Source organism: Pseudomonas sp. FBCC-B1565, assembly GCF_059133265.1.
In genome coordinates this window covers 1,744,634-1,771,019 of sequence record NZ_CP101438.1, presented here as the reverse complement: position 1 = coordinate 1,771,019, position 26,386 = coordinate 1,744,634, and the positions used below count along the sequence as shown (strand labels likewise).

Annotated in this window: 23 protein-coding genes; 8 read left to right on the top strand and 15 right to left on the bottom strand. The window is 60.5% G+C overall.

The genetic code is table 11. The features are described from left to right. Window positions 1-91: 91 nt before the first annotated feature. The 5 genes from rlmD to NL123_RS08430 form a co-directional block, all read right to left on the bottom strand. Complete coding sequence (gene rlmD, locus NL123_RS08450) at window positions 92-1,444, bottom strand: 23S rRNA (uracil(1939)-C(5))-methyltransferase RlmD (protein ID WP_494357575.1); 1,353 nt, start codon at window positions 1,442-1,444, stop codon at window positions 92-94. After that, on the bottom strand, window positions 1,444-2,346 hold the full coding sequence (gene cysM / locus NL123_RS08445; protein ID WP_494357574.1) for a cysteine synthase CysM: 903 nt from the start codon (window positions 2,344-2,346) through the stop codon (window positions 1,444-1,446). The genes rlmD and cysM overlap by 1 nt, the downstream gene beginning before the upstream one ends. Before the next feature lie 108 nt (window positions 2,347-2,454). Further along, on the bottom strand, window positions 2,455-8,370 hold the full coding sequence (locus tag NL123_RS08440) for an NEL-type E3 ubiquitin ligase domain-containing protein (RefSeq protein ID WP_494357573.1): 5,916 nt from the start codon (window positions 8,368-8,370) through the stop codon (window positions 2,455-2,457). A 71-nt stretch (window positions 8,371-8,441) separates the two neighbouring features. Further along, the gene (locus NL123_RS08435) at window positions 8,442-9,032 is read right to left on the bottom strand and encodes a tRNA-uridine aminocarboxypropyltransferase (protein WP_494357572.1); all 591 of its coding nucleotides are present in this window, start codon (window positions 9,030-9,032) and stop codon (window positions 8,442-8,444) included. Window positions 9,033-9,039: 7 nt separating this feature from the next. Next, entirely contained in the window at window positions 9,040-9,933 is an 894-nt protein-coding gene (locus tag NL123_RS08430; protein WP_024076785.1) for a LysR family transcriptional regulator, read from the bottom strand. A gap of 189 nt (window positions 9,934-10,122) precedes the next feature. On the opposite strand from NL123_RS08430, the gene speB reads away from it, so the two are divergent. The 4 genes from speB to NL123_RS08410 are packed head-to-tail and all read left to right on the top strand — an operon-like array spanning window position 10,123 to window position 14,446. Next, window positions 10,123-11,073, top strand: a complete 951-nt coding sequence (gene speB, locus NL123_RS08425) for an agmatinase (protein ID WP_033900672.1) — start codon at window positions 10,123-10,125, stop codon at window positions 11,071-11,073. Next, complete coding sequence (locus tag NL123_RS08420) at window positions 11,073-11,495, top strand: YybH family protein (RefSeq protein WP_494357571.1); 423 nt, start codon at window positions 11,073-11,075, stop codon at window positions 11,493-11,495. The genes speB and NL123_RS08420 overlap by 1 nt, the downstream gene beginning before the upstream one ends. Before the next feature lie 21 nt (window positions 11,496-11,516). Then, complete coding sequence (locus NL123_RS08415; RefSeq protein ID WP_494357570.1) at window positions 11,517-13,028, top strand: purine-cytosine permease family protein; 1,512 nt, start codon at window positions 11,517-11,519, stop codon at window positions 13,026-13,028. Between the two features lie 35 nt (window positions 13,029-13,063). Further along, a complete protein-coding gene (locus NL123_RS08410; RefSeq protein ID WP_248483493.1) occupies window positions 13,064-14,446 on the top strand; it encodes a sodium:solute symporter family protein in 1,383 nt (460 codons plus the stop codon). A 64-nt stretch (window positions 14,447-14,510) separates the two neighbouring features. On the opposite strand, the gene NL123_RS08405 is transcribed toward NL123_RS08410, so the two are convergent. The 5 genes from NL123_RS08405 to ptrR form a co-directional block, all read right to left on the bottom strand. Beyond that, window positions 14,511-16,052: an NAD(P)-dependent oxidoreductase gene (locus tag NL123_RS08405; protein WP_494357569.1), complete on the bottom strand. Its 1,542-nt coding sequence runs from the start codon at window positions 16,050-16,052 to the stop codon at window positions 14,511-14,513. A gap of 194 nt (window positions 16,053-16,246) precedes the next feature. Then, on the bottom strand, window positions 16,247-16,630 hold the full coding sequence (locus tag NL123_RS08400; protein ID WP_179030081.1) for a hypothetical protein: 384 nt from the start codon (window positions 16,628-16,630) through the stop codon (window positions 16,247-16,249). Continuing rightward, on the bottom strand, window positions 16,627-17,229 hold the full coding sequence (locus tag NL123_RS08395; protein ID WP_494357568.1) for a peptidoglycan recognition protein family protein: 603 nt from the start codon (window positions 17,227-17,229) through the stop codon (window positions 16,627-16,629). Before NL123_RS08395 ends, NL123_RS08400 begins: the two co-directional genes overlap by 4 nt. A gap of 232 nt (window positions 17,230-17,461) precedes the next feature. Continuing rightward, window positions 17,462-17,584, bottom strand: coding sequence for a PA1414 family protein (locus NL123_RS08390; RefSeq protein ID WP_003193089.1), 123 nt, complete (start codon window positions 17,582-17,584; stop codon window positions 17,462-17,464). A 142-nt stretch (window positions 17,585-17,726) separates the two neighbouring features. Beyond that, window positions 17,727-18,620, bottom strand: coding sequence for a putrescine utilization regulator PtrR (gene ptrR, locus NL123_RS08385; protein WP_179030082.1), 894 nt, complete (start codon window positions 18,618-18,620; stop codon window positions 17,727-17,729). Window positions 18,621-18,723: 103 nt separating this feature from the next. Between ptrR and NL123_RS08380 the strand changes: the two genes are divergently transcribed. Then, window positions 18,724-19,932 carry an MFS transporter gene (locus NL123_RS08380; protein WP_494357567.1) on the top strand — a complete coding sequence of 403 codons (1,209 nt, stop codon included), beginning with the start codon at window positions 18,724-18,726 and terminating at the stop codon, window positions 19,930-19,932. Here NL123_RS08380 and NL123_RS08375 read toward each other — a convergent pair. From NL123_RS08375 to NL123_RS08365, 3 genes are all read right to left on the bottom strand, one after another. Continuing rightward, the gene (locus NL123_RS08375; RefSeq protein WP_248483501.1) at window positions 19,844-21,286 is read right to left on the bottom strand and encodes an NCS1 family nucleobase:cation symporter-1; all 1,443 of its coding nucleotides are present in this window, start codon (window positions 21,284-21,286) and stop codon (window positions 19,844-19,846) included. The genes NL123_RS08380 and NL123_RS08375 overlap by 89 nt on opposite strands. Window positions 21,287-21,483: 197 nt before the next feature. After that, a complete protein-coding gene (locus NL123_RS08370; protein WP_179030085.1) occupies window positions 21,484-21,882 on the bottom strand; it encodes a DUF2177 family protein in 399 nt (132 codons plus the stop codon). A 52-nt stretch (window positions 21,883-21,934) separates the two neighbouring features. Continuing rightward, window positions 21,935-22,771 carry a CvfB family protein gene (locus tag NL123_RS08365; RefSeq protein ID WP_017134857.1) on the bottom strand — a complete coding sequence of 279 codons (837 nt, stop codon included), beginning with the start codon at window positions 22,769-22,771 and terminating at the stop codon, window positions 21,935-21,937. A 323-nt stretch (window positions 22,772-23,094) separates the two neighbouring features. Here NL123_RS08365 and NL123_RS08360 point away from each other — a divergent pair, with 323 nt between their 5' ends. From NL123_RS08360 to NL123_RS08350, 3 genes are all read left to right on the top strand, one after another. After that, window positions 23,095-23,274, top strand: a complete 180-nt coding sequence (locus NL123_RS08360; protein WP_003193095.1) for a PFL_1563 family small protein — start codon at window positions 23,095-23,097, stop codon at window positions 23,272-23,274. A 196-nt stretch (window positions 23,275-23,470) separates the two neighbouring features. Next, window positions 23,471-24,193, top strand: a complete 723-nt coding sequence (locus NL123_RS08355) for a TorF family putative porin (protein ID WP_248483503.1) — start codon at window positions 23,471-23,473, stop codon at window positions 24,191-24,193. Between the two features lie 65 nt (window positions 24,194-24,258). Further along, a complete protein-coding gene (locus tag NL123_RS08350; RefSeq protein ID WP_248483505.1) occupies window positions 24,259-25,125 on the top strand; it encodes a DUF6279 family lipoprotein in 867 nt (288 codons plus the stop codon). Here NL123_RS08350 and copD read toward each other — a convergent pair. Next, the gene (copD, locus tag NL123_RS08345) at window positions 25,122-25,976 is read right to left on the bottom strand and encodes a copper homeostasis membrane protein CopD (protein WP_248483507.1); all 855 of its coding nucleotides are present in this window, start codon (window positions 25,974-25,976) and stop codon (window positions 25,122-25,124) included. The two genes, NL123_RS08350 and copD, sit on opposite strands and share 4 nt — an antisense overlap. Next, the gene (gene copC / locus NL123_RS08340; protein WP_092242886.1) at window positions 25,973-26,347 is read right to left on the bottom strand and encodes a copper homeostasis periplasmic binding protein CopC; all 375 of its coding nucleotides are present in this window, start codon (window positions 26,345-26,347) and stop codon (window positions 25,973-25,975) included. Before copC ends, copD begins: the two co-directional genes overlap by 4 nt. Between the last annotated feature and the right edge of the window lie 39 nt (window positions 26,348-26,386).

Sequence of the window (26,386 nt, the reverse complement as noted above, 5' to 3'; positions counted from 1 at the left end):
ATGCGCCAAAATCATCGCCGACGTTTACTGCGAACTCCCTGGCAGATCACAGGCCCTGGAGAACGCAGGCCAGTCGGATTAAACGGGCATCCTAGCCCGCTTCAAATAACGCCATGGCCTCGACATGCGCGGTTTGCGGAAACATGTCGAGGATCCCGGCACGTTTTAGCCGGTAGCCTTGCTTGACCAACTCAACCGTGTCCCGCGCCAGCGTGGCCGGGTTGCAGGACACATACACCAGACGCTTGGCGCCCAAGGTCGCAAGCTTGCGCACAACCTCTAGGGCACCGTCACGGGGTGGGTCCAAGAGTACCGCAGAAAAGCCCTGTTTGGCCCATTCTGCGTCAATCAAAGGCTGGGACAAATCGGCCTGAAAAAACTGCGCATTATGCAAATCGTTGCTGACGGCATTCACGGCCGCCCGGTCCACCATGGTCTGCACACCTTCCACCGCCACCACTTCACGCACCTGGCGCGCCAGTGGCAGGGCGAAATTGCCCAGGCCGCAAAACAGGTCCAGCACCCGTTCGTCGGGTTGTGGCGCCAGCCATTCGAGGGCCTGGGCGACCATCGCCGCGTTGACGCCGGCGTTGACCTGCACGAAGTCTCCTGGCCGGTAAGCCAGCTCCAGATTCCACTGTTCCAGTTGAAAGCCCAACACAGCATCGGTGTCGACCGGCTCCGGCTGGCCCTCGCCATGCAGCCACAATTGAGCCTCATGGAAAGTGCAGAATTCTCTCAACACCTGCAGGTCCGCTTCGGACAACGGCGCCATATGCCGCAGCAACACCGCAACGGATGTACCGCTGAACAATTCCACATGCCCCAGGGCCTGGGGTTTGCTCAGGCGGCGCAGCATGTTCGGCAGGCGCTGCATGATCGGTTGCAAGGCCTGTACCAGCACCGGGCAATCATCGATGGCGACGATGTCCTGGCTGGCCACGGCGCGAAAACCGACGTCCAGGTGTTTCGCCTTGGCATCCCAACGCACCGCCACGCGGGCGCGGCGACGGTAGCCGAATTCCGGCCCGCTCAACGGCGCGGCCCACTCTTGCGGTTCGACACCGGCCACGCGGGACAGTTGCTCGGCGAGCATGCGCTGTTTCAGGGCAAGCTGTTCGGTGTGGGGCAGGTGCTGCACGCTGCAACCGCCACAACGACCAACGTGCGCGCACGGTGCCGGGCGACGCAGTTCGCTGGCCTTGAAGACGCGCTCGGTGCGTGCCTCGACGATTTTGCCGTGGGCACCCAGCACTCGCGCCTCGACTTCTTCGCCAGCCAGCGCGCCGTTCACAAACCAGGTGCGGCCCTCGAAGAACACGATGCCACGGCCATCATTGGCCAGGCGCTCGATGGTCAGGCGTTGTTTCTTGCCCACCGGAATCTGCGGGGCCCGGCTGCCGCCCGTCGGTTGGAAGCGCAGGCCTCTCTCGTGCTTGGCCATCAGTTGGGTTCGTCGAAGATGCCGGTCGACAGGTAGCGGTCGCCTCGGTCACAGATGATCGCGACGATCACCGCGTTTTCCACTTCTTTGGACAGGCGCAACATGCCCGCCACCGCGCCACCGGAAGACACGCCGCAGAAGATGCCTTCTTCACGCGCCAGGCGGCGGGTGGTGTCTTCGGCCTCGCGCTGGGCCATGTCGATGATGCGGTCCACACGCGTGGCGTTGTAGATCTTCGGCAGATACTCCTCGGGCCAACGGCGGATCCCCGGGATGGCCGAACCTTCCATCGGTTGCAGGCCGACGATCTGGATCGCCGGGTTCTGCTCCTTGAGGTAGCGCGAGTTGCCCATGATGGTGCCGGTGGTGCCCATGGAGCTGACGAAGTGGGTGATGGTGCCCTGGGTCTGGCGCCAGATTTCCGGGCCGGTGCTGGTGTAGTGCGCCTCGGGGTTGTCGCCATTGGCGAACTGGTCCAGCACCAGGCCACGGCCTTCGGCGGCCATGCGCTCGGCGAGGTCGCGCGCGCCTTCCATGCCTTCTTCCTGGGTGACCAGCACCAACTGGGCGCCATAGGCCGTCATCGCCGCCTTGCGCTCGGCGCTGCCGTTGTCGGGCATGATCAGGATCATCTTGTAGCCCTTGATCGCGGCGGCCATGGCCAGGGCGATCCCGGTGTTACCCGAGGTGGCCTCGATCAGCGTGTCGCCGGGCTTGATCTCCCCGCGCAACTCGGCGCGGGTGATCATCGACAGCGCCGGGCGGTCCTTCACGGAACCGGCCGGGTTATTCCCTTCGAGCTTGAGCAGCAGGGTATTGCTGGTTTCACCCGCCATGCGTTGCAAGCGGACCAGGGGCGTGTTGCCGACGCAATCGGCGATTGTAGGGTACTGCAAGGTCATGGCGTATTCGCAATCCAGACTGCGGGGCGCACATCATACCGGGAAAGGCTGGCGGGCCATATCACGCAAAGTGTGGTGCTTATTGCTTTAGGGTATAAGCACGAGAAATCATCCGATCACGAACGCTGTCCATTCCTGGTGGGTAAGGTCCCGAATCCGCTTGTTTTCGGCTGATGCCCTTGCGTCCCGCACGCCATTGAGACGATTCACGTACTGCCCTTCACTGATCAAGCCACTCGCCAGTTGTTGATCAGCAACCTCCAATAGCTTCTGGAAACGGCGGAGCCTGAATTCGAGATCTGCGGCATATTTATGTTGAATAAAATGCACCCAGAAAGGCTCCTTCTGTAACAACTCAGGCCAGTTCGTTCCCGTCTCATTATTCAGTACAGCCGTGCGCACGGTATTGACCGAATGGACATCCGGCACAGCCGCCTCAAAACGCTGAGGGAGTACTTGCGGCAAATTCAGGCTCGATGCCAGGGCGATGCGATAACTCAGGACCCGTGTGCACGCGAATGCCATGCCCTGGGGCTCAAAGTGCCTGGAAAGATACTGATCTATGTATTCAAGACGACGTCGTGCACGGTAGTAATGCAACAGATTTGGCCCGGCAGTTTGTACGCCGGCATCGAGTATCCGTAGCGGAGCTATTTGCAACTCAAGTTGATGTAAGCACAACAGGCAACCATCAATCCCTCCGCGAAGGGTGCGATAACACGGTAAGTAAGCAATTCGCTCCACGCCCTCATGGGACATCGCATCGTCAATCACTCCCCAGACTCGGTGTGAAATGATCTCCCTCATCACACGGTGGTGGGGGTCAATGAACTGCGGGTAATCGGCAATGCTTGCCAGCAACTCAAAGAAATAATCCGCCATTGGCTGGTTTTGCAAGTACGCCCAATCGAGTTGGCGCGCTTGTACTTCTCCAGGAGGGAGCAGCGCCAACCAGCGGTCGGGACGCTGATCAAAAGGAACCGTCGGTTCCCATAATCCGAAATCAACATCGGGGGGGCCACGACGCTCGCCCACTCGGCGTAACAACTGTCGCGCCTGCGCGGAAAGCGGATTACCTCTCAAGTTCATTCCCTGATGGACTTCGGGATAAATGAACAAGTCCGTCTCGGCCAGGTCCTGTATTTGATTGTCACGCAGGTCAAAGCTGCCCAACGTGGAGAGACTCACCGCACCGCGCGGTAATTGGCTCAACGCGCAATTGCGCAGGTTCAGCTCCCGCAGGTTCGTCAACCTATACACGTTCAAGCGTCGTCCTTGCCCAAGTGGGTTTCCCGACAAATCAAGGCTTCTGAGTTCCGTCAGCTCAGCCAGTCGTTCCTCGTCCACATAGTTGAACCGCAGGTGGTTGTTCGACAGATTGAGCACTGCCAGGCGCGCGTGGAGGTCCAGATTGGGCAGATGAGTGAGTCGATTACCATTGAGATAGAGAAGACGCAGCGCCGGAAAGCTGAAAAGAAAGCGCTCCGGCAACGTCGTCAGTCGGTTGTTTCTCACGCTCAGCATAGTCACATGAGCAAAGTGCGCGCGCAGGGTCGGCAAGCTTGCCAAATCCAGATCGTCCAGGTTGAGTTCCTCGGCCACTCCCTGAGTGAAACCTTCCTTGGCCCAGCAACGCTGAATCCGCTCAACCGCCAAGGCTCGTGAACGGGCCGATGCGCGGTCCGGCTGGACTGTCGACGCCTGATCCCGCCATGTTTGCAAGTCCCTGTACAGCCGATCACGCTCCTTGACCTGATAGTTGATCAAGTCTTCTCGCTCTTTGACCGTGTCGTGCGCCTCCGCAAGCATCGCCCACACCTCGGCATCCGTTTTAAAGGGGTACAACTCGCGCATGCGCTTGATCTGGTTACGCTCTGTCGGCCCGAATTCGGTTCCACCACTGAGTGGGTAGCCTTTGCGACCATTGATCAGGCGTGGTGGTGCGAGCCTCGATGGCATTGGCCGCATGTTGAGTGTCGATTGGATTCCCGACCAATCCTGTCCCAGGCGGGCTCCCATTTCCGCGCGCAATTCCTCCAGCGCGCCGGCATGGGTGTAGCCCATCGCCTGCCGCTCGGCCAGGGGCAATGCGCCGAGCAAGGCCTCCAGGAACGGCGCGCGTGCCCCCACCGCCTGCAAGCTACCATCTGCCCGTTGGACGTAGGCCAGGTACTGTCCGACGCTCGGTTTCAAGACCCGTCGAAGGTCAGCATCATCGGGACCGACGCTGTCGATTACGCGGTGGGCATCCCAGAGTTCAACCCGCAGCGATGTCGGCCAGCCCTTGAGACCAGCCAGTTCATGGAGCATCAACCGAGAACTGTCGTCATTCGCCAACGGCGACAGGTGCACGCCTTCCAGGGCACCACAGACCCGCAACCAACGGGACCACCACCGCGCCTCATGCGCCAAGGTGTGCGGTACGCGCCCCTCCCGGAGGCGCTCCAACTCAGACGCAGAAGCATGTTGCACCCAGTCCTGCGCAATCCCCACGGTCAATCCAGGGAACTGACGCACTATCACCTGTACCAAAGGGTCATCGGACCGCTGGTTCTTGCGGCGCAGCACATCGAAAAACTGCGCGTGCATCTGCAGTTTGTCCATGTGCACCTTGCTCTCCAGGGCCGCAACCTGATCTTCACGTGCAAGACCCGCCTTACCGACCAACGCATCGGCATTGTCAGGCGTTATTTCATCGAGCACCTGGACAATAAACTCCGACCCCATCTCCAGTCCTTGCTTGACCCGCTCAAAGATATTCAAGCGTTCGAACGTCTCCACCAAAAGCACCGGCGGCGGTTCGCTGCGCATATGCACCTTGCGCAGTATGTCCGGCGTCACGCCGCTGATCTGCTGGACCTTGTCGATGGCATCGGGGGTCAATGTGCGAAACCTGGGACCCAGGCGGTAAAAGGGTTTATGCCCGTTCCAGGTCAGCGGGTTCTCCCATTCATGCCGCCACGCGCCCGCGCCGTTATGGCTCAGCAGCGGCGCATACGCGTCGTCCAGGGCCGGATGGCGGATGCGCCAGGGGCGGGTTTGATCCTCCTGGGTCACTTTGAAATATTGGCTATCGATGAACAAATAGCGGTCCGACTCCAGAGAGTACAACCCCAAGGCATCGGGCTCGGGTGCAATGCGCCGGGTGTCGACGTCACTCGCGTACTGCGCGATGTCGCGCAGCACCGGGTAGAACGTGCCTTGCGGTGCACGATTGCGCAGCATCGCCTGGGCCACTTGATGACGAAACCCAGTGATGGCCGCGGGCATATCGGCGCCGAACCGGGCGCGATCGTGATCGGAGAGTTGGCTCAGTAGCACCCGGAAAAACGCATGCGCGCCACCCTGCTGCACGCCGGCGCCCTGGCTGCCCGGATCATAGGGCGAAAACTCCCCATCACCATGGTCGAGGATCAACACGGCATGCTTGTCACGATCCAGGGGAGCGTAGGTTGACGGGCGGACAATCAGTTGCTTGCCGATAGTCCTCAAGGCACTGCGGGCAAACGCCTGGACCCAGGCCTGGGTTTGCGGATCAAACCTGCGGCGGTGGTAGATGCGGTCAATGAGGGCCTCGGCACGCGCCATCTGCGCGGCAACCTTGAGCGCATCGTAGAGCGGCTCGGGTTGTTGTCGGACTTCAAGCAAACGGGTTTGCTGGTCGGCCGACAGCGGATGCTGATCCAGCACCTCCAGCAACCTCGGCAGGCTGACGCCGGGGTGCAATACGCGCAGCGCCTCGATCACCTCGGGCACCGGGTAGTCATGCCCAAGGCTGTCAGGCAACCATTTACATACGGACACCGAAGCGCGGATAGCGCTCGAGCGATGGGTGTCGGCAAACCGGGTCAAGGCTTCGAACAGATCGAACCGCGACGCCTGGGCCTGGGCCGCCAGTTGCAAACGGACCGCCTGTTCGCCGGCGGAAAAACTCGAGGGTAAAAGTTGTACCACCGCGTGGGACAGGTGCGCGGTGATGCGCTGCGGTGCAGAGTAGCCAAACTGGTGGTTCTCCAGGGCGGTAACCGTGATCACAACCGTCGTCGGGCGGGTCGCATCCCTGCTGTAGCGACGTAGCTCCTGGCCCTGTGTGTTGACGATTCTCAACGCCGTGTCCAGCGGCCACACCGGCAGCTGGGTCAGCAACGGGCCCAGGACTTCGAATGCCCCCATGGGCACTGGCCGGTTGGAATCGACCGAGTTGGCGGCCCAGTCAATCAGCCGGTCGGCGTTGAATCGATGTACCGCCTCCACCAACGAGGCTGATGGGCGTGCGCCTGCCCAGACACGTTCCAATTGTTCGCGTGATGTGCCGCTGGTTTCCAGCAAGGCCTGCAGCTCATGCGCAGGCGCCTGGGAGGGCAGCAACATGCGCTCAAGCAACTGGGGGCTACTCAGCCCCGTACTGTCCTTGATGCTGGCGGCGGGCATTTGCGAAAGGCGTTGATACAAGGCGTGATGGCGCCGCCGTACACTGAATGCCAGGCGGCTATGCAGCCGCCCGTTGATCAGCAGGTCGGCCAGGTCGGAAAAGGCCAGCACCAGTTCACCTGCATGCCCCTCCAGCACACTGGAGAGGCCATTGAGCAACCCTTCACCCAGCGCCGCGAACAACGCGATCGCCCTTACACGTGCCAACCCCTTGAGCGGACCGGGTACCGGCATCAGTAATAGCTCCAACACCTCACCGATCACGGTGCGCGCAATGCCGGCAAGGGTCGTCAGAACCCCCGGCGTCTCGTTGGCCAGGCTCTTCAGGTTAGTGCGAATGCGCGCCAGGTGGAGGTCGCCCAAACTGACGGGGGGGGCTTTGGTCACGACCTTGCGGGTATAGCCGGTCCGGTCCTCCAGGCGAGGCTCGAACACCTCGAGAAACAGATCCTGTAATGCCTCGGCAAAAGGATTAAGCCCGCTTTCACGGATGGCGCCTTGCCTGAGTCTGGTCAAGCGTGCGCTGTCGGGCTGTGACATGACCGCGTATAACCACGCCACCCGGCCCTGCCGGTAGAAAGCACTGAACGCCACATAAAATTCCTGGCAGGCTTCCCGGTGGTTGTCGAAATGACGCAGGTCGCCCCCGCCCGGCCGACGGGGAAAGTAACTGAACGCGCCTTTGCAACCATCAACGGAAAACACCAGGTGGGGGATGTTCAGGCTGTCTCCCGGCGGCCTGCTGAGTATTTGCCCGGTGTTGCCGATAAATTGAGGCACCCAACCGATGTTGTCCTTGCCGTCGGGGATGAACAGCTGCATTTCCTCGCAGTGCCCCCACCCCTCCTGCTGCTCCAGCGCTTGCTTGATAGCGCGGTATTTTTCCCGGTCGACTCGGGTGGTGTTCGAGTCTCTCAGGGCTTCAATCAGGGCGAACTCAAACTCCAGCCGCCCCAGTCTCACAATCGCCTGGCCCAACGGCTTGGCCTTGTCCAGGTTGTCGTCGAGCAGGGTTCTGAGTTGGCCACCGAGATTGAGCTCGCGCACCAACGCGATGAAATCCTCGGGGCTGAGGTCGATACTGAGCCTGCTGGACATTGCCACGCCGTCATGGCCGGGGTAATCCCAACCCGTCAGGCCGTCATAGTTCATGCAGGCGGCGTCCCACAGCGAAAGCCGGACGACCTTGGGCTCATTGGTACGGTCTGCCAGGTCGCGCCGATGTCGACGAGGGCCGAACGAATAGGTGGTGGTGATGTGCTGGGCTTTGGGGTCAACCTCTTGACCGGTGAGGTCTTTGAGGCCCGTTCGCAAACGCTCCAGGCTTTGGAGTTCAAACTGTGTGACGAATTGACGAACGTTTCGTTCGACCTCCGCCTGGGCCTCGATCAACGCCCGTTGCAGGCGTACATATTCGCGCTGGCCATCGTCATCCAGCCCGGCCATGAAAGCGGCAAATTTCTCCTGCAAGGCGTCCACGGTTTGCAGGGTCGCCCACTCGTCGCCTGCGACCAAGGGCAGCCTCGCTCGCTGCTCCGCCATGAACGCCGCCAACGGATCTGCCTGCTGCTGTGTCGCTACCGGCTCAATCATTTCACGCTCCTTGAAATGATCAGCCTATCCACTACCCGTCGATGGCTCCGGTAGCTATGTAGCGCATTGATTCAGCCATGGTTCTTTTCGAATACCGCTGCGCCCATCGCCGCGATCTGCCCCTCGATCAACGCGTCGAACGGCCGCAACAATGGCTCGAAGGAGGTGGGAGCCTCCAATACCTGCAGGGCCTGCGCAATCGCCTCGACGGTGGACAACGCACCTGGCCCGGGAGCCTTGCGCAGTCGATAGCGTGACACGGCGTCGCCCGCCAATGTCACCCGGGGCAGCGCTGCCAGCAATGGGTTGAGGTGCAACAATTTGCGCGCCTTGCGCCAGGTGCCGTCGGGCACCACCAGCAACAGCGGCGGGTCGTCCGGCGCATAGTGCTGCAAGGGCTGTGCATCGTCCGACGGAAACAACAGCCGTGCCTGATAACCGGGTGGGGTCAACAATGTCGCCAGATCGTCAAACACCTCCCCCACCACCAACTGCGCGTTGTTCAAGCCCAGCGCCGCCAGCCTCGCGGTGTTCAACGCATGGTTGACCTCACTCGGGTGCTGCAACAGCAGCACGCGGGTGCGGCTGTCGAGGCTGGGGATCAACGCGCACAGGCAATGGGTGACGGGCCGTAGGCAGCGGGAACATTGGGGTCTGGACATGGTGTTATCAGGCCTGGTTGAGCTGGGCTTTGAGTAGATCGCGGAAGGTCTGGATCAACGGTTCACGGCTGCGACCACGGCGCATGATCATCGAAAACGGCGCCTGGTAGCCGAAAGTCGCCGGCAGCAACACGCGCAAATCGCCTTTGTCGGCCCAGGCCTGGGCATAGTGCTCGGGCAGGTAGCCGATGTAGGCGCCGGACAGCACCAGGATCAGCTGCGCCTCCATACTTTCCACCGTTGCTGCGCTGTGCTTGAAGCCATGACGCGCCAGTTCGGCCTGGCTCCAGTAGCCGCGTCCGACCATGCGTTGCTGGGTAATCACTTGTTCCGGGATACGTCGTTCATTGAATAAAGGATGCCGGGTGCTGCAATACAGCCAGTGCTGTTCGCGGTACAGCGGCATGTAGACCAGCCCGCTCATGCGGTTGGAGAAGGCGCCGATGGCCAGGTCCAGGCGGTTGTCCTGCACGCCGAGTTGCAGCTCGTAGGGACTCATCACCGACAAATGCAGGTGCACCGCCGGGTGCTCCAGGCTGTAGGCGCCGATGACTTCGGCGAATGGCAACGCCTTGTCGCTCACAGTGGAGTCGAGCACGCCCAATTTGAGCGTGCCGCGCAACTCGCCTTTCAACGCGGCGGCGTATTGCTCGAAGCCTTCCAGTTCACCCAGCAGGCGCAGCGTCTCCTGATGGAACAGCTCGCCTTTGCTGGTCAGGCTGAACCCGCCGCGGCCGCGATGACACAGCACCAGGCCCAACGCCGACTCCAGTTGGCTCATGTAGGTGCTGATGGCCGAGGTGGACAGGTTGAGTTCGTGCTGGGCATTGGCGAACCCCTGGTGACGCACGACGCTGACGAAGATGCGCAGGAGTTTCAGGTCGGGCAAGGCGTTGGCCATGGGGCGGCTCCAGAGGCACACACAAAATCCTGTGGGAGGGGGCAAGCCCCCTCCCACACTTAAACGCAGTTTACCCCAGGCATTAGTTTAGAAAAATCTGAACTAAGTATTTGCCCCTGCCGATTCTTTCGTTTCCCTGTATTTCGCAGAATCAGGCCCTAATAAACAAAACAACGATGAGGCACTCCCGTGGACAAGATTTTCCACCAACCACTGGGCGGCAACGAAATGCCGCGCTTTGCCGGCATCGCCACCATGATGCGACTCCCCCACCTGCAAACGGCCAAGGGCCTGGACGCCGCCTTCATCGGCGTGCCCCTGGACATCGGCACCTCGCTGCGCGCCGGCACCCGCTTCGGGCCGCGTGAAATCCGCGCCGAATCCGTGATGATCCGCCCCTACAACATGGCCACCGGCGCCGCACCGTTCGACTCGCTGTCGGTGGCGGACATCGGCGACGTGGCGATCAACACCTTCAACCTGCTCGACGCCGTGCGCATCATCGAAGAAGCCTACGACGAGATCCTCGAACACGACGTGATCCCGATGACCCTGGGTGGCGACCACACCATCACCCTGCCGATCCTGCGGGCGATCCACAAGAAACACGGCAAGGTCGGCCTGGTGCACATCGATGCCCACGCCGATGTGAACGACCACATGTTCGGCGAGAAAATCGCCCACGGCACCACCTTCCGCCGCGCTGTGGAAGAAGGCCTGCTGGACTGCGACCGCGTGGTGCAAATCGGCCTGCGCGCCCAGGGCTACACCGCCGAAGACTTCAACTGGAGCCGCAAACAGGGCTTCCGCGTGGTCCAGGCCGAAGAATGCTGGCACCACTCCCTCGCCCCGTTAATGGCTGAAGTGCGGGAAAAAGTCGGCGGCGGCCCGGTGTACCTGAGCTTCGACATCGACGGCATCGACCCGGCCTGGGCACCGGGCACCGGCACCCCGGAAATCGGCGGGCTGACCACCATCCAGGCAATCGAGATCATCCGTGGCTGCCAGGGCCTCGACCTGATTGGTTGTGATCTGGTAGAAGTTTCGCCGCCCTACGACACAACCGGCAACACCTCGTTGCTGGGTGCCAACCTGCTGTACGAAATGCTCTGCGTATTGCCGGGCGTGGCGCACCGCTGATGAGCACCCACGAAGTGCTGCAAGCCGCCGCCGAGCTGGTGGCGGCCTTCGCGCGCAATGACCGCGCCGCCTACTTCGGCGCGTTCACGGCGGATGCCAGCTTTGTGTTCTACCCCCTCCCCCAGCCGCTGCTGACTCGCGATGCCTACCAGGCGTTGTGGGACAGCTGGCGCCGGGATGAGGGGTTCGAGGTGCTGTCCTGCACCTCGAGCAACGCTTTTGTCAGCCTGCAGGGTGACGTGGCGATTTTCATGCATGACGTGGCCACCGAGCTGCGCATGAACGGGGAGCAATTCAAAAGCCAGGAACGCGAGACCATTGTCTTCAAACGACAAGGGCTTGGCGCAGAACAACAAGAAGGCCTGTGGCTGGCCTGTCACGAACATTTGTCCGCTATGCCGGAAGGGCTGCCGCCCCCTTAGCCAATGTGATCGGAGCTGATCATGAATAATAAAAACAACGATAAAAGTATTCGAAAGATAGAAACCAACGGGGTCGAGCAGATCCCGGACCACGAACGTACCGCCGGCCCCAAGGACCTGTTCCGACTGATCTTCGGCGGTGCCAATACCTTTGCCACCGCCGTGCTGGGCTCCTTTCCCGTGCTGTTTGGCCTGTCATTCCAGGCTGGCGTCTGGGCGATTGTGCTGGGCGTGCTGGTGGGTGCGCTGATCCTGGCACCCATGGGCCTGTTCGGGCCGATCAATGGCACCAACAACGCCGTGTCTTCCGGTGCTCACTTTGGTGTGCACGGGCGGATTGTCGGCTCGTTTCTGTCGCTGCTGACGGCGATTGCGTTCTTCTCGCTGTCGGTGTGGAGTTCGGGTGATGCGCTGGTGGGTGGTGCGAAGCGCCTGATCGGCTTGCCGGAAACCGACCTGACCCTGGGCCTGGCCTACGGCGTGTTTGCCGTTCTGGTGCTGACGGTGTGTATCTACGGTTTTCGCTTCATGCTGTGGGTCAACCGCATTGCGGTGTGGGCGGCAAGCCTGCTGTTTCTGCTGGGCATCTTCGCCTTCGCGCCCGCCTTCGACAGCCACTTCGCCGGCACCGTCGCGCTGGGCCAGACCGGCTTCTGGGCCGCCTTCATCGGCGCTGCACTGGTGGCCATGAGCAACCCGATTTCCTTCGGGGCGTTCCTCGGCGACTGGTCGCGCTACATCCCGCGTGAAACACCGAAAATGCGCATCATGCTGGCGGTGGTCCTGGCACAAATCGCGACGTTGATCCCGTTCCTGTTCGGCCTGGCCACGGCGACTATCGTGGCGATCAAGGCACCGGACTACATCGCGGCGAATAACTACGTCGGCGGTTTGCTTGCAGTGGCACCGACCTGGTTCTTCCTGCCGGTGTGCCTGATCGCAGTGATCGGCGGCATGTCCACCGGCACCACCTCGCTGTATGGCACCGGGCTGGACATGTCCAGCGTGTTCCCGCGCCTGCTGTCACGGGTCAAGGCCACCTTGCTGATTGGGGTGATGTCGATTGCCTTCATCTTTATCGGACGTTTCGCCGCCAACCTGGTGCAGAGCGTGTCGACCTTCGCCGTGCTGATCATCACCTGCACCACGCCGTGGATGGTGATGATGATCATCGGCCTGATCGTGCGTCGCGGCTTCTACTGCCCGGATGACCTGCAGGTATTCACCCGTGGAGAAACCGGCGGGCGCTACTGGTTCAGCCATGGCTGGAACTGGCGCGGGCTGGGCGCGTGGATTCCGAGTGCGCTGGTGGGCCTGTGCTTCGTCAACCTGCCGGGGCAGTTTGTCGGGCCACTGGGCAACCTGGCCGACGGCATCGATATCAGCCTGCCGGTGACGTTGGGGCTGGCCTCGGTGGTGTACCTGACCTTGCTTCGCGTATTCCCGGAACCGGCGGCCGTCTACGGGCCGTCCGACCCTCGCAGCAAGCGCACGGATGCGCGCGTTAAACCGGCGCTGCAACCAGCCGCCTGATCGCCCATAAAAAAGATAATCGGAGAACCGCCGTCATGGCTTTGGATTTATTCGTCGTACTCATCTACGCCGCCGGCATGCTCGTGCTCGGCTACTACGGCATGCGCCGCGCCAAGACCCACGAAGACTACCTGGTGGCCGGGCGCAACCTGGGCCCGTCGCTGTACATGGGCACCATGGCCGCCACGGTATTGGGCGGTGCGTCCACCGTCGGCACCGTGCGTCTGGGCTACGTACATGGCATCTCCGGCTTCTGGCTGTGTGCCGCGCTGGGCATGGGCATCATTGCGCTGAACCTGTTCCTGGCCAAGCCACTGTTGAAACTGAAGATCTTCACCGTGACCCAGGTCCTGGAAAAACGCTACAACCCCATGGCCCGCCAGGCCAGTGCGGTGATCATGCTGGCCTACGCGCTGATGATCGGCGTGACCTCGATCCTGGCCATCGGCACCGTGTTGCAAGTGTTGTTCGGCCTGCCATTCTGGATTTCGGTGCTGCTCGGCGGTGGCGTGGTGGTGGTGTACTCGACCATCGGCGGCATGTGGTCGCTGACCCTCACCGACATCGTGCAGTTCGTGATCAAGACTGTCGGCCTGATGTTTATCCTGCTGCCGATCTGCCTGTACCGCGTCGGCGGTTGGGATGAGTTGGTCGCCAAGCTGCCGGCGTCGAGCTTCAGCTTCACCGCCATCGGCTGGGACACGATCATCACCTACTTCATGATCTACTTCTTCGGCATCCTGATCGGCCAGGACATCTGGCAGCGGGTGTTCACCGCCCGTGACGAAAAGGTCGCCCAGTACGCGGGCACCTTCGCCGGTTTCTACTGCATCCTCTACGGCCTGGCCTGTGCGCTGATCGGCATGGCCGCGCACGTGCTGATCCCGGACCTGGACAACGTCAACAATGCGTTTGCCGCTATCGTCAAAGCCTCGCTGCCAGACGGCATCCGTGGCCTGGTGATTGCCGCCGCACTGGCCGCGATGATGTCCACTGCCAGCGCCGGCCTGCTCGCTGCCTCCACCGTACTGACCGAAGACCTGCTGCCGCGCCTGCGTGGCGGCAAACAGTCGAGCCTGGCCGTCAATCGCCTGTTCACAATGCTGACCGGCATCGCCGTGCTGGGCATCGCCCTGGTGGTGAGCGATGTGATCAGCGCCCTGACGCTGGCCTACAACCTGCTGGTGGGCGGCATGTTGATTCCGCTGATCGGTGCGATCTTCTGGAAGCGCGCTACCACCTCTGGCGCGATCACCTCCATGACCTTGGGTTTTGTGACCGCGCTGGTGTTCATGATCAAGGATGGGCTGGATGCGAACACGCCGATCTACTACAGCCTGGCGGTGGGGCTGGTGAGCTTTGTGGTGGTGAGTTTGTTGTCGCGTCGGCCAGAAGGTGTAGCGGCCAGCGCGGTTTGAGAAAAAGCGGGTTTTAGAGGGGTTTCTTCAGCGGGCGCGACGTCGGATGTCGCGCCCGTTTTTTTCACTCAACCGCCAGGTTCTGGTTTGCCTGGATGATCTCCTGGACCAGGGAGGCCCATACCAGTCCTTGGGTTGTGCCGCCGGCGTAGGCTTCTCCGGCTGCTACTTGGTGATGGGCGCAACAGTGAACTATCGAAGTTCCGTCCTCCTCACTGGCTATAACGACGAAGTGCCCCCTGCTCTGCTCGGCGATCTGAACCCGACTCAGAAACTGTGACGGAAACCGAACCCCGGAGCCTCTCAAAAGCGCCTCGATCTCCTTCTTCAAATGGATAAGTTCCAGGCCGTAGCCCGGAACCTCAACATCCCTAGCCCGCGCGAATGGTGCGAGCGTCGGGTTGTCAGCCAGAAACTTTTCAAACAGCTCGATACCTGCACGATTGCACTCAACGGCCAAATACGGATCGGCATAACTGGCGCCATCGCTCTTCTGATCTCCCCCATACACGGTGACCTGATAATTCGCCAACCGGAGCATTACGGCCTGGAACAGGCCATTGATGCCTCTGCCGATAATCGATACACGCGGCGCACTGGAATCTACCGGCAGAGAAGGGAGCGTCAATGATTGTGCAAGTTTACGCCTGACCAGACCGCGCAAGGCCGTCAAACTCAGCTGTATTGAAACGGCATAGTCAAGGTCGCGCTGGCAGGCCTCGGTGGTTGATGCCTGGGTAGTGAGCGTCGCAGGCCTGTACCAGGTGGAGACCTCGCAGCCGAGCGTCTGCGTGCGTTGCCGGAACGCATCCAATGTCGCAGGCCCATAATCCAATACCAGCTGGATATGTTCAGCCTCGGCCAGGGCATGCAACGCACCGTCGCTGAAGACGTCCGGCTTGGCGACACAGATCAGGCGGGCTTGGCTGTGCAGGCACTGAATGCGGGCCTGATCAAGGCGATGAACGGACTCATCATTGAGGGATACGCACACTGCCACAGCAGCGGCGCCCTCCAAGGCCTCGAACCAGTCCACGACAAATGACACTCGACTGTCGGAAGCGGCATTCCCGAGAGTATCCGGCGCTCGACCTGGCCGGACCAGCACTCTGATCCGAACATTTGGATCTCGATCAAGCAACAGGTTGACCAGTTCTTTCCCCACATTGCCGTATCCCAGTACACGCACGTCACGGGGAATGGAACCATCAGCCAGTCTCAGCCAACGCAGGATATAGGCGGCCACATGCGGCGCGTTCACCCCTGGGGTGTTGAGTACTTGAATGGCGTGGGATTCACACAGGTCCAGTCGTATCTTGTCCAGGCTCGTCCCTCTGCGGATCAAACAGAGGTTTCCAAAGGGGTGGGAGGTACGCCATTGCTCCAAGACATCCGCATCGATGGGTTGGTCTCCAACAATGATGGTTGTTGGACGCAGGAGCGCGATCTGTATGAGCAACGCCTGCCTGGTCAATGCCGGGGAAAGAAACACGACGTTTCTGGGTGCCTCGGCCTTCCAGCTTTTCGACACAGGCGCAGCCTGTAAAACACAGTCGGTGGTGGTGATGAGTGACGCGGCGACCGGAGGAACTGAAGAGAGCAACATAGCTTTGTCTCCAACAACTCTGACTGACACCTCGAAAAGAGGCACTCAACAACGTTGGGGCGCTATGAAGAGGCGCTTGAGTTTCAAGCTATGGGTATTTCCAGAATTGGATAAGCCAGCCGATTCCGAGTGACAGGTAGTCCGATTCCGACAATCGAACGCCAAGGGCTAACCGGCAGACCCACAGCGCTTGCTCACTCCTCCCCGCTGCTGAGACCTTTAAACAAATCAACACAATCCTTACAGCCGAAATATTGCTCGACTGCCGGGCATTCGATCTCCCCTGTCGCCCCCGCCCTCACCCGCCACACACACGCCTTGCCATGATATTTCAGTGTGCCTTCAAGGTAACAAGGCGCCCAGTCGTACTCGTCATGCAGCGTGCCTCCATCAATGGGCTCAGCACGCTTGAAAAAGGACGCGACCTGTCGCTCATCCAGCGCAACGTCACTGGGTCGACAGCGTTCCGGCTCTTCGGAGTGAAAGCCCAAAAGGGCAATTTCGTCGATATCGGGAGGGGAAGTCGTGCATCCGGCGAGGAATACCCACACGCCAAGTGACCATCGGCGCAGACTCATTGCCACACCGCACTGCTGGCTTCGCCGGGGTGTTTGTAAGAGATTTGCGGATGCCTGTAGACGTCCTCCGGCGTCAGGCGGAAATGACCATATAACTCCCCCACCAGCCATCGCAGAGATTGACTCTGCATCGCGGTCACTTCCTCATAACGTGCAGCATCCAGATGCTTGCCGACCAATTCGATGCCCAGGGAATCCGCATTCATCGGGAATCGCTCAGGATAGCCCTTGGTGCGTTCATACCGATCCAGCGCGCGGATCTGCAAGGTCCAGGTGAGTGCTTGAATAGCTTGGATTCGGGCGGGGTCGCACGTCGCCTTGTCCGTTGCCATGCACCTGGAGCGCAGGTAGCGGCCAACGTGATAACAACGTTTCTTGAGGCTGGCCGTCTGGTAGATCACACCATTTTTCTCAATGAGAAAGTGTGCTCCGTTGCCTTTTGCAAGATAGGCGTTAAAGGTGTGCTGGGCGGTCGGGGCATCTGTCTGGTGAATCACCAGCGCGCTCACGCTGCGCAAATCCCCGTGCTCGATCGATTGAAACCGACGGAGTTCGACTCTGTCGGCAATCAACATCCCTTCGCTATCAATACTCGACATGCCACTGCCCATTCATCCATGTGAAGGCAAAAATATAGAAGGACAAACAGGGAAAAGGGCATGGATGACGGGATAAGAAGAAGGCTCTGACGATGACACGTGCCTCGTCAGACAATTGGGCACACTACCCAATGAACGGGAATACAGTCTGATTACAGGGAACCGAACACGCCCTGAAGAACAACCCAGCCATGAGCGCCCGCGCGATTCAATCGCGTGAGCGCTTCAGGACTTACCTGCGACGTGGACGACGCTGCTCGTCATCTGTGCGAATCGGTACCGGCTGCAGCGGAGGCTCGATCAAGCCCAATGCAACACCCAGGTCATGGAGCCAGTTTTGAATTTTCTCTTTCATGGTTGCCCCCTTTGAGGGTAATGCGGGTAGGCGCAAGTTCTGTCGCCCTTTCCTACAGTGATAGTAGCCCTAAGTCCTACGTATTGCTTGAACGAAAACACAACGAACTATTACTGAATTCATCAAAATCCTGACGGATCGCTCAAGCAATGGCGCGGGTGTCTTGCACAACCGCAGCCTTGCCGGCTTGCTGCAGGTCGATCCATGCGTTGAGGTTAGCGCCGAGCATACCCTTTCGCCACATCAGCCAGGTGGTCGCAGTGGCAAAAGGCCCTATCAGCGGATGAACGGACACGCTGTCCTTGCCGGGCAGGCTGTCGAGCATGGACTCGGACATCAACGCCACACCCGATCCGGCGATCACGCAGGCGAGCATACCTTGGTAGGACTCGATCTCGATCGCCCGCCCCATGGCCACGCGCTCGTGGGAAAACCAGGTCTCCAGGCGGGTGCGATAGGCGCAGCTGCGACGGAAGGTGAACACTGAACGCCCCGCCACATCCTGAGGTCCACGCACGGGCGGATGATCGGCTTCGCAAATCAGCACCAGGCGCTCTTCGCACAAGGCGATGCCGTCCAGGGAGGCGATGGTGATGGGACCGTCCACAAAGGCCGCGTCCAGGCGACCGGTGATCAACCCTTCGAGCAACTCCCCGCTGGGCGCCGATTGCACCTGAAGGTTCACCATCGGATAAGCCTTGTGATAGCCCGCCAGCAACTTCGGCAAATGCACCGCGGCCGTGCTGTACATGCTGCCCAATACAAAATCGCCAGCCGGTTGCCCACCTTGCACGGCACCGTGGGCTTCGTCATGCAGGGCGAGCAGACGGGTGCTGTAGTCCAGCAGCACCTTGCCGGCAGGAGAAAGCTGCAAGCGTTGGCGCTCACGCACGAACAGCTCTACGCCGAGCTGCTCCTCCATTTGCTTGAGGCGCGTCGACAGGTTGGACGGCACCCGATGCAAGCGGTCAGCCGCACGGGTAATGGAGCCCTCTTCCGCCACGGCCTGGAAAATGCGCAATTGACTGAACTCCATGACTTTCTCCAAAACTGAACAAGTTACTCACTATTATTCAATTTTACAGAAAGTCAATCCGTCTTAGCCTGAGGGTATTCGCTTACCTGCAGGAAACCTGACCATGTCTCCCCTGATTCGCTTAACTGCCAGCTTTGTCGCCTTGATGATGGCGATGGGTATTGGCCGCTTCGCCCTCACCCCGCAAATGCCGCACCTGCTCAGCGAAGGGCAGATCGACTTGACTGGTGCGGGCCTGATCGCCGCCGCCAATTATCTGGGCTACTTCGTGGGCGCGGTGGATTCGATCTTCGCGCGCAGCCATCACCACGTGCGTGGCCGTTTGTATGGCGGGTTGTGGCTGTGCGTGCTGCTGACCCTGGCGTCGTACTGGGCCCATGGTTTCTGGCCGCATCTGTTGCTGCGCTTTGGCACCGGTGTCGCGAGTGCCTGGGCATTGGTGATGATCACCAGCCTGAGCCAGCCGCTGGCGATCGCCGCCGGGCGTCCACGTCTGGGTGCCTTGGTGTTCGCCGGGCCGGGGCTGGGGATTCTGTTGACGGGGCTGCTGGCGCTGGGCTCCAACCTGTTGGGGCAAAGCTCGGCAACGCTGTGGCTGGTGTACGGCGTCGTGGCACTGCTGATGTTGCTGGCGGTTCTGCCGTTCCTGCCCAAGCCTTCTGCCGCCGGCGCTCCCATTGCCAGCCATAGCGAGACGGGCAGCAACGGCAGCATCGCGCATTTGTGCTGGATCTACGTGTTGTACGGTCTGGGCTACATCATCCCGGCGACATTCCTGTCGCAGATGGCCAGCGCACAGTTCAAGGGCGCCTGGCAGGCTGACCTGTTCTGGCCGTGCTTCGGCCTGGCGGCCGCGATCGGTGTGGTGGTGGCGACCCTGCGCCGCAAGGACCCGAACACCACGCGCCGCTGGTTGATGGCCACGCTATGGCTGCAAGCGGCCGGGGTGTTTGCCTGCTTGCTGGGCAATGGCTGGGGCCTGGCACTGGGGGTCCTGCTGTGTGGCGGGCCGTTCCTGGCCTGCATGCAGTTGGTGATGGCCCGGCTGCGGGACGTCGCGCCCCATGGCTACCAGCGCAGCACCGGGCTGTTGACCGCCAGCTTTGCCATCGGCCAATTGAGCGGGCCGTTGCTGGCGTCGGTCAGCAGCCACTTGAGCGGTGGCCTGCAACCGGCGCTGGTGGTCGCTGGAGCAGGCTTATTGGTAGCGGGCTCGGTGCTGATCAACCGGCAACCAGCGGCGCAGGCACACGCACCTGTTCACGCCGCGCCAGTACCAGGAAAAACAGCCCACCCAGAAAGCACCCGGTAAACCAGGCAAAATTGGCCATGCCCTGCAAGGCCGGGGTGAAAGTGATCGCCACGCCCACCAGCGTCGCGGGCACCAATGCCTTGACCGCCGTCCAGTTCACGCCACCGTCGAAGTAGTAGCGCCCGCTGGGGCTGTCATCGAACAGTGCATCCACGTCGATCTGCTGTTTTTTGATCAAATAGAAATCCACCAGCAGGATCCCGAACAGCGGCCCGATAAACGCCGCGAGGATGTCCAGGGTGTAGTGGATCATCAGCGGGTTATTGAACAGGTTCCACGGGGTGATGAAGATCGACGCCACGGCAGCGATCATCCCGCCGGCGCGCCAGCTGATCTTGCTCGGCGCGACGTTGGCGAAGTCAAACGCCGGCGAGACGAAGTTGGCGACGATATTGATACCGATAGTCGCGGTGACGAAGGCAAAGGCCCCGAGCAATACGGCCATGCTGTTGTCGATGCGCGACACGGTGGCGATCGGGTCATGCAGCATTTCACCAAACACCGGTAAGGTGCCCGAGACAATCACCACAGTCACCAGGGAAAACGCCAGGAAATTCACCGGCAGCCCCCAGAAATTGCCGCGTCGTACGTCCTGCATGCTGCGGCAGTAACGGCTGAAGTCGCCGAAATTCAAGGTCGGCCCGGAGAAGTACGACACCACCAGCGCCGTCGCCACAATCACCTGGCCAAACGCCTGCCAGCCCGACAGGGATTTTTCCGCCAGGGTAAAGCTGATGTTCGACCAGCCGGCCTTCCACACGATCCAACCCGCCAGTGCAAACATGACCGCGTAGACCACCGGCCCTGCCCAATCTATAAAACGGCGGATGGACTCCATGCCCGCCCAGAACACCGCCGCTTGCAACACCCACAGGCTGAGGAAACCAAACCAGCCAAGGTAGGACAGGCCTGCAAAATGCGGCTCTGCATACACCGCCATCTGTGGGAAGAAGCGCAGCACCACGATGATCAAGGCACTCGACGCCAGGTACGTCTGAATCCCGTACCAGGCCACGGCGATCAAGCCGCGAATCACCGCCGGAATATTCGCGCCGAACACACCAAACGCCAGCCGGCAGATCACCGGATAAGGCACCGCAGCCTGCTGGCTCGGCTTGGCCACCAGGTTGGCGATCAACTGCACGATGCAAATGCCCGTGAGCAACGCGATCAACACCTGCCAACTGGCCAGCCCCAGGGCGAACAGGCTGGCGGCGAACACATAGCCGCCGACGCTGTGCACGTCGCTCATCCAGAAGGCGAAGATGTTGTACCAAGTCCACTTCTGCGGCAGCGGGCCCAAGTCCTGGTTGTACAGGCGCGGGCTGTAGCCTTTGGGCAATTGTTCGGTCATCGCTGGGCTCCTCGAAATACCCGCCTGCGCTTCCGTCGCAGGGTGCATACGGGAGGCGGCATGGTTTGTATACGAGACAGTCAGCAGAATGCGTGCCAATTGAACGCAATCCCTCTGGCACGGCGCTCCAAAGGGTTGATAAGCGCGTATAGGGTGGCGCTACGCTCAGCAACGGTGCACGTAGATCCTGTACACAATCAGCGGTGCACTCGTTGTGCACACAGGTAACCCACCGTGCAGCATGCGGCGGTCAGGAACGTCCCCCATGCCATGTCCATGATCGCCAATTGCGCGGACCAGCCTTGCAGCGTGGCCCAGTTACTCAGGTCATAGGTGCCGTAGGCGACCAGGCCGAGCAAGGCGCCCAGGCGCGCGGCGCGTTGCCAACTTGCACTGGGCAAGACCACGAACACGACGCAACCGAGCACATAAAGGAGATAGAACAGCGTTGCCGGCAACAGCCGAGGTTGATCCAGCATCAGTGGACCCAACAGGGACTTATAGGTGGGCCCCATGATGACGCCGAGCCAGAGGCCATCCAGAATCAGGAAGGCGAGCAACGTGCCAAGGTAGGCGAACAGCGTTTTCTTATTCATTGAGGCGACCTCTGTAGACGCCAATGGGCGCCTACAGAAGAGCAAAACGCACTCAGCTTAGTTCAATGCGATCCGCATGGATCACGATCTGGCCCTGCTTATACAGCGCACCGATGGCCTTCTTGAAGTTGCCCTTGCTCACGCCGAACAAGTTGCTGATCACCGCGGGGTCGCTCTTGTCACTGACCGGCAAGGTGCCGTTGTTTTCACGCAACTTGGCGAGGATCTTCGAGTTCAGGCTGGAGGCCGCTTCCTGGCCGACCGGTTGCAGGCTCAGGCTGATGTTGCCGTCGGCGCGGATCTCTTTGATAAAGCCTTTTTCTTCTTTGCCCGGGCGCAGGAACTTGAACACTTCGTTCTTGTGGATCAGGCCCCAGTGCTTGTTGTTGATGATCGCCTTGAAGCCCATGTCCGTGGCTTCGGCCACCAGCAGGTCGACTTCCTGGCCCACCTGGTAGTTGGCCGGTGTCTTGTCCAGGTAGCGATCCAGGCGCGCGGTGGCGGTGATGCGCTTGGTGTGCTTGTCGAGGTAGACATGCACCACGCAGTATTCACCGGCGGTAAGCTGGCGCTTTTCTTCCGAATACGGCAGCAGCAGATCCTTGGGCAACCCCCAGTCGAGGAACACGCCAATACTATTGACTTCCACCACTTTCAAACTGGCGAATTCGCCGACTTGAACTTTGGGTTTTTCAGTCGTGGCGATAAGTTTGTCATCGCTGTCCAGATAAATGAAAACATTAAGCCAGTCTTCATCTTCACTGGGAATATCTTTGGGGATATACCGATTGGGCAAGAGGATTTCGCCATCTTGCGCACCGTCCAGGTACAAACCAAAGTTAGTGTGTTTAACCACTTGCAAGCTGTTGTAGCGCCCGACTAAAGCCATGTCCAATACCCTCATTACGTGGGCGGCATTCTACCCGAGTTGCGCTCGCCACGCGCGCGCGCCTGAAAAATCGCGGGCTGGCGTGGCCTTCCGATGGCAGTGCCCCGCTCGTCCGATCAATCGGCTGAATTTTCCATGGTTGGCAAGCGCCACCCGCCCCCATGGTTTCGAGTTAAAACAGTAAGTTAGGGGCTTATTGATAAGATGAACTTCGGCGATTTCCGGCCGCCGTACTTATTCTCAGGGGATATTTACCAAGCAATTGTCAAGTATTTCCTGTACGATGCCTGGCCAAGTTAATTTTCTACAGGTTAGTGGCCGCCATGCGCGTAAAAGCATCCAACAGCAAAGCAAAGCCAGCTCCCGCCGTTGAAACCAGCGAGTCGATCAACAGCCAGATTGCGGCGTTCCTCAAGTCCGGCGGCGAAATCCAGCAAATTGCCAAGGGCGTAAGCGGCCAGACTTTCGGCCCGTCCAAGCAGATCAGCCTGGGTAAAAAGTAATACCGCGCAACCCCCCTGGTCCCTAAGCGTCTTGACTCTCAAGGCGCTAGGACTAGAGCCCGAAATACCCCTTCTGTACCTCTAATCGACGAACGGGCCTCACCGCCTGGCATTCGCCGGTATGCTTGCACACGTCTAGCACGGGCATCTGCCCGATTTTCTCCGTCACTGCTCCTCGCTTTTCATGGAGTGAAGCATGTTCAAACCCTGCATCTTCCTGGTCTTTGCCCTGGTTGCCAGCCCTCTCGCCGAAGCGCAGATCTTCCAGCGCGAATTGGGCGACTTCGACCTGAAATTGGGCACCACGCCTAGCCGCAGTATGGCCCAAGGCCTGGTCAAGCCAACCTCCCCCGGCAGTGACTCGTTCCATGGCGGGCTGGACCTGAGCCACGACAGTGGCCTGTACTTCGGCCAGTTCTCACCGAACATGGGCTTGTCTTCGTCCAGCAACCTCGAAGTCGATTCCTACATGGGTTTCAAACACCCCTTCGACCAGACCCTGGGCTACGAAGTGGGCCTGATCCACTACAGCTACCCCAAGCTCAGCCCTCTCGACAGCCAGGAGTTCTATGGCGGCCTGAACCTGTTGGGCAACCGCTTCGGCGCATCCTTCAGCAACGACCCGGACCGCAAGGACAGCACCCTGTTCGCCGACCTTGGTGGCACACAACCGTTTGGTATTGGCGTCAGTATGAAATACACCACCCATCAGTTGGGCACCCCGGTGTCGGTGGACGGCGGTTCCATCCGCAGCTTCAGCGACTGGTCGGTGCAATTCTCCCGGGAATGGATGGGCGTTGACCTGAACCTGATCTACAGCGACTCCAGCCTCAGCGGCGGGGACTGCTCGGCCTATTCCGGACACAATTCGCAATGCGATGGTCTGTTGACGCTGAAGGCCGCACGGTCGTTCTATTGATGGGCTGAACTGTCGCACCCTGCGCGGGTTCACATGTGATAACCCACTTCGCGAAGGACCCGCCCATGCTGCGTCGGCTCAAACTAATGGTGCTATTGCTGACCCTGAGCCTCGTGCTCGCCGGCTGCAATCGCGTGGGCCTGGCCTACCGCAATCTGGACGTGATCATCCCCTGGACCCTCAACGACTACCTGGACATGAACGCCGGGCAGAAGAGCTGGTTCAACGACACCCTCAAGCAGCACCTGGCCTGGCACTGCACCACGCAATTGCCGGGTTACCTGGATTGGCTGGACCGCCTGCAACAGATGGCCGACGACAACCACGTCACCGACGCCGCCTTGCAGGCCCGTACCGCCGAAGCCAAGCAGGCCATCGACGACATCGCTCGAGAGATCACTCCCTCCGCCATCCAGCTGCTTCAAGGCCTGGATGATCAGCAGGTCAAGGACATGAATGACGCCTTGGCCAAGGACCTGCGCAAACGCCAGGACGAATACCTCAAGCCGCCCCTGGCCCAGCAGATCAAGGAACGCGCCGAGCGCATGAGCAAGCGCCTGGACGCCTGGATCGGCCCGCTCAGCGCCAGCCAGCAGAGCCGCGTGACCGCGTGGTCCATCGCCCTCGGCGAGCAGAACCGGGAATGGATCGGCAATCGCGCCCGCTGGCAGGCGCAATTTATCGAGGCTGTGCAACAGCGCCGCAGTGCCGATTTCCCGCAGAAGATCCAGCAGTTACTAGTGGACCGTGAAAGCCTGTGGACCCCGGAGTACAGAGCGGCCTACGCCCAGACCGAAGCGGCGGCGCGCAGCCTGATTGTCGATGTGATGGCCGAAAGTACGCTGCAACAACGGCAGAAACTCACCCAGAAAATCGACAAGGTGCGCAGTGATTTCCAGGCACTTAAATGCTTGAAGAGCACGCAGTCCTAACCGGGCGCCAACGTCCCCAGCCAAGCCACCAGCGCCAGGATCAACACCACTGCGGCAGACTCCACCACAATGCTGCGGCGCAGTGCTTTGCTTGCCACGGTAATGTCGCCCGCCGCCAGGGCGCGTTGCAGCAACGGCGTGAAGTGCGAGCGATTGAGCGCCGCCAGCCCCAGCATCAAAGCGAACAGGCCCAACTTGAAACACAACAGGACCGCGTAGGTGCCACCGGTGATGCCATCGAGCTTCGGCCCGACCACAAACAGATAATTCGCCACGCCCGTGCCGATCAGCACCGCTACGAACAGCATGCCCATCCGCTCGAAAGCCGCCAGCGCGTGTGCCAACCTGTGGAGCGTCGACAAAGACGTGCTCCTCAACGCCACCCCGAATGCAGCCAACGCACCGACCCAACCCGCCGCCGCCAGCAGGTGCGCACTGTCGCTGAGAACGTGCCATACCCCCTGCGTGCCTTCATGCATCACGCCGTGCCCCGCCCACGCCAGCGTTACCAGCGCTATCGCACCGAACAGCGGTGCCATTCGGGTATTGAGCGCAACCAGCGCCAACGCAACCATTCGCAGGCACCAGGTCCACCCCAGCTCGGTCTGCCAGAGCATCATTTGCAGGTGCGGCCACAACATTTGCCAATCTTCGGCGCCGCTCATGGCCTGGGTCATGAACAGCAACGACGCTACCGAAAGCAATCCACCCAGGCACGCAGTCAGTCGTAACAGCGACTGCAGATTCAATAGGCGGCGGTCGCCATAGAGGCCGAACAACCCCAGGCCGAACACCAGCATCAAGTCCAGATAAAGCGCAAAACGCAGGAGTATCGAGACCGCTTCACTCATGGCTGGACGCTGAACATCACATTACCCAGGATCGGGTGCGTATCGGACGACACCGCGCGCCAATCCACCCGGTAAGTACCCGCCGTCAGCGCGGACGCCGGCTTGATCAGCATCACCTTGGGATCGGTACTGGCCGCGACACTGGCCTTCACCGGCATCGGCGAATGGGACATGCCGGGCATGTCAGTCATGGTCAGTTTGGCACCGGAAAACTGCGTCAGCAGGTTTTCCGAGAAGCGCAGTTCGATCACGGCCGGCGGCGCCCCCTTGGCCCCATCCGATGGTGTAGACGACAGCAGCTTCGGATGAGCCGATACCGCCAGGCTGGTAATCAGTCCGGCGCACAGCACAGTAGTTTTCAACAATGACATGCAAGGCTCCAGGCCGCTCATGGCGGCGAGTAAGTTATA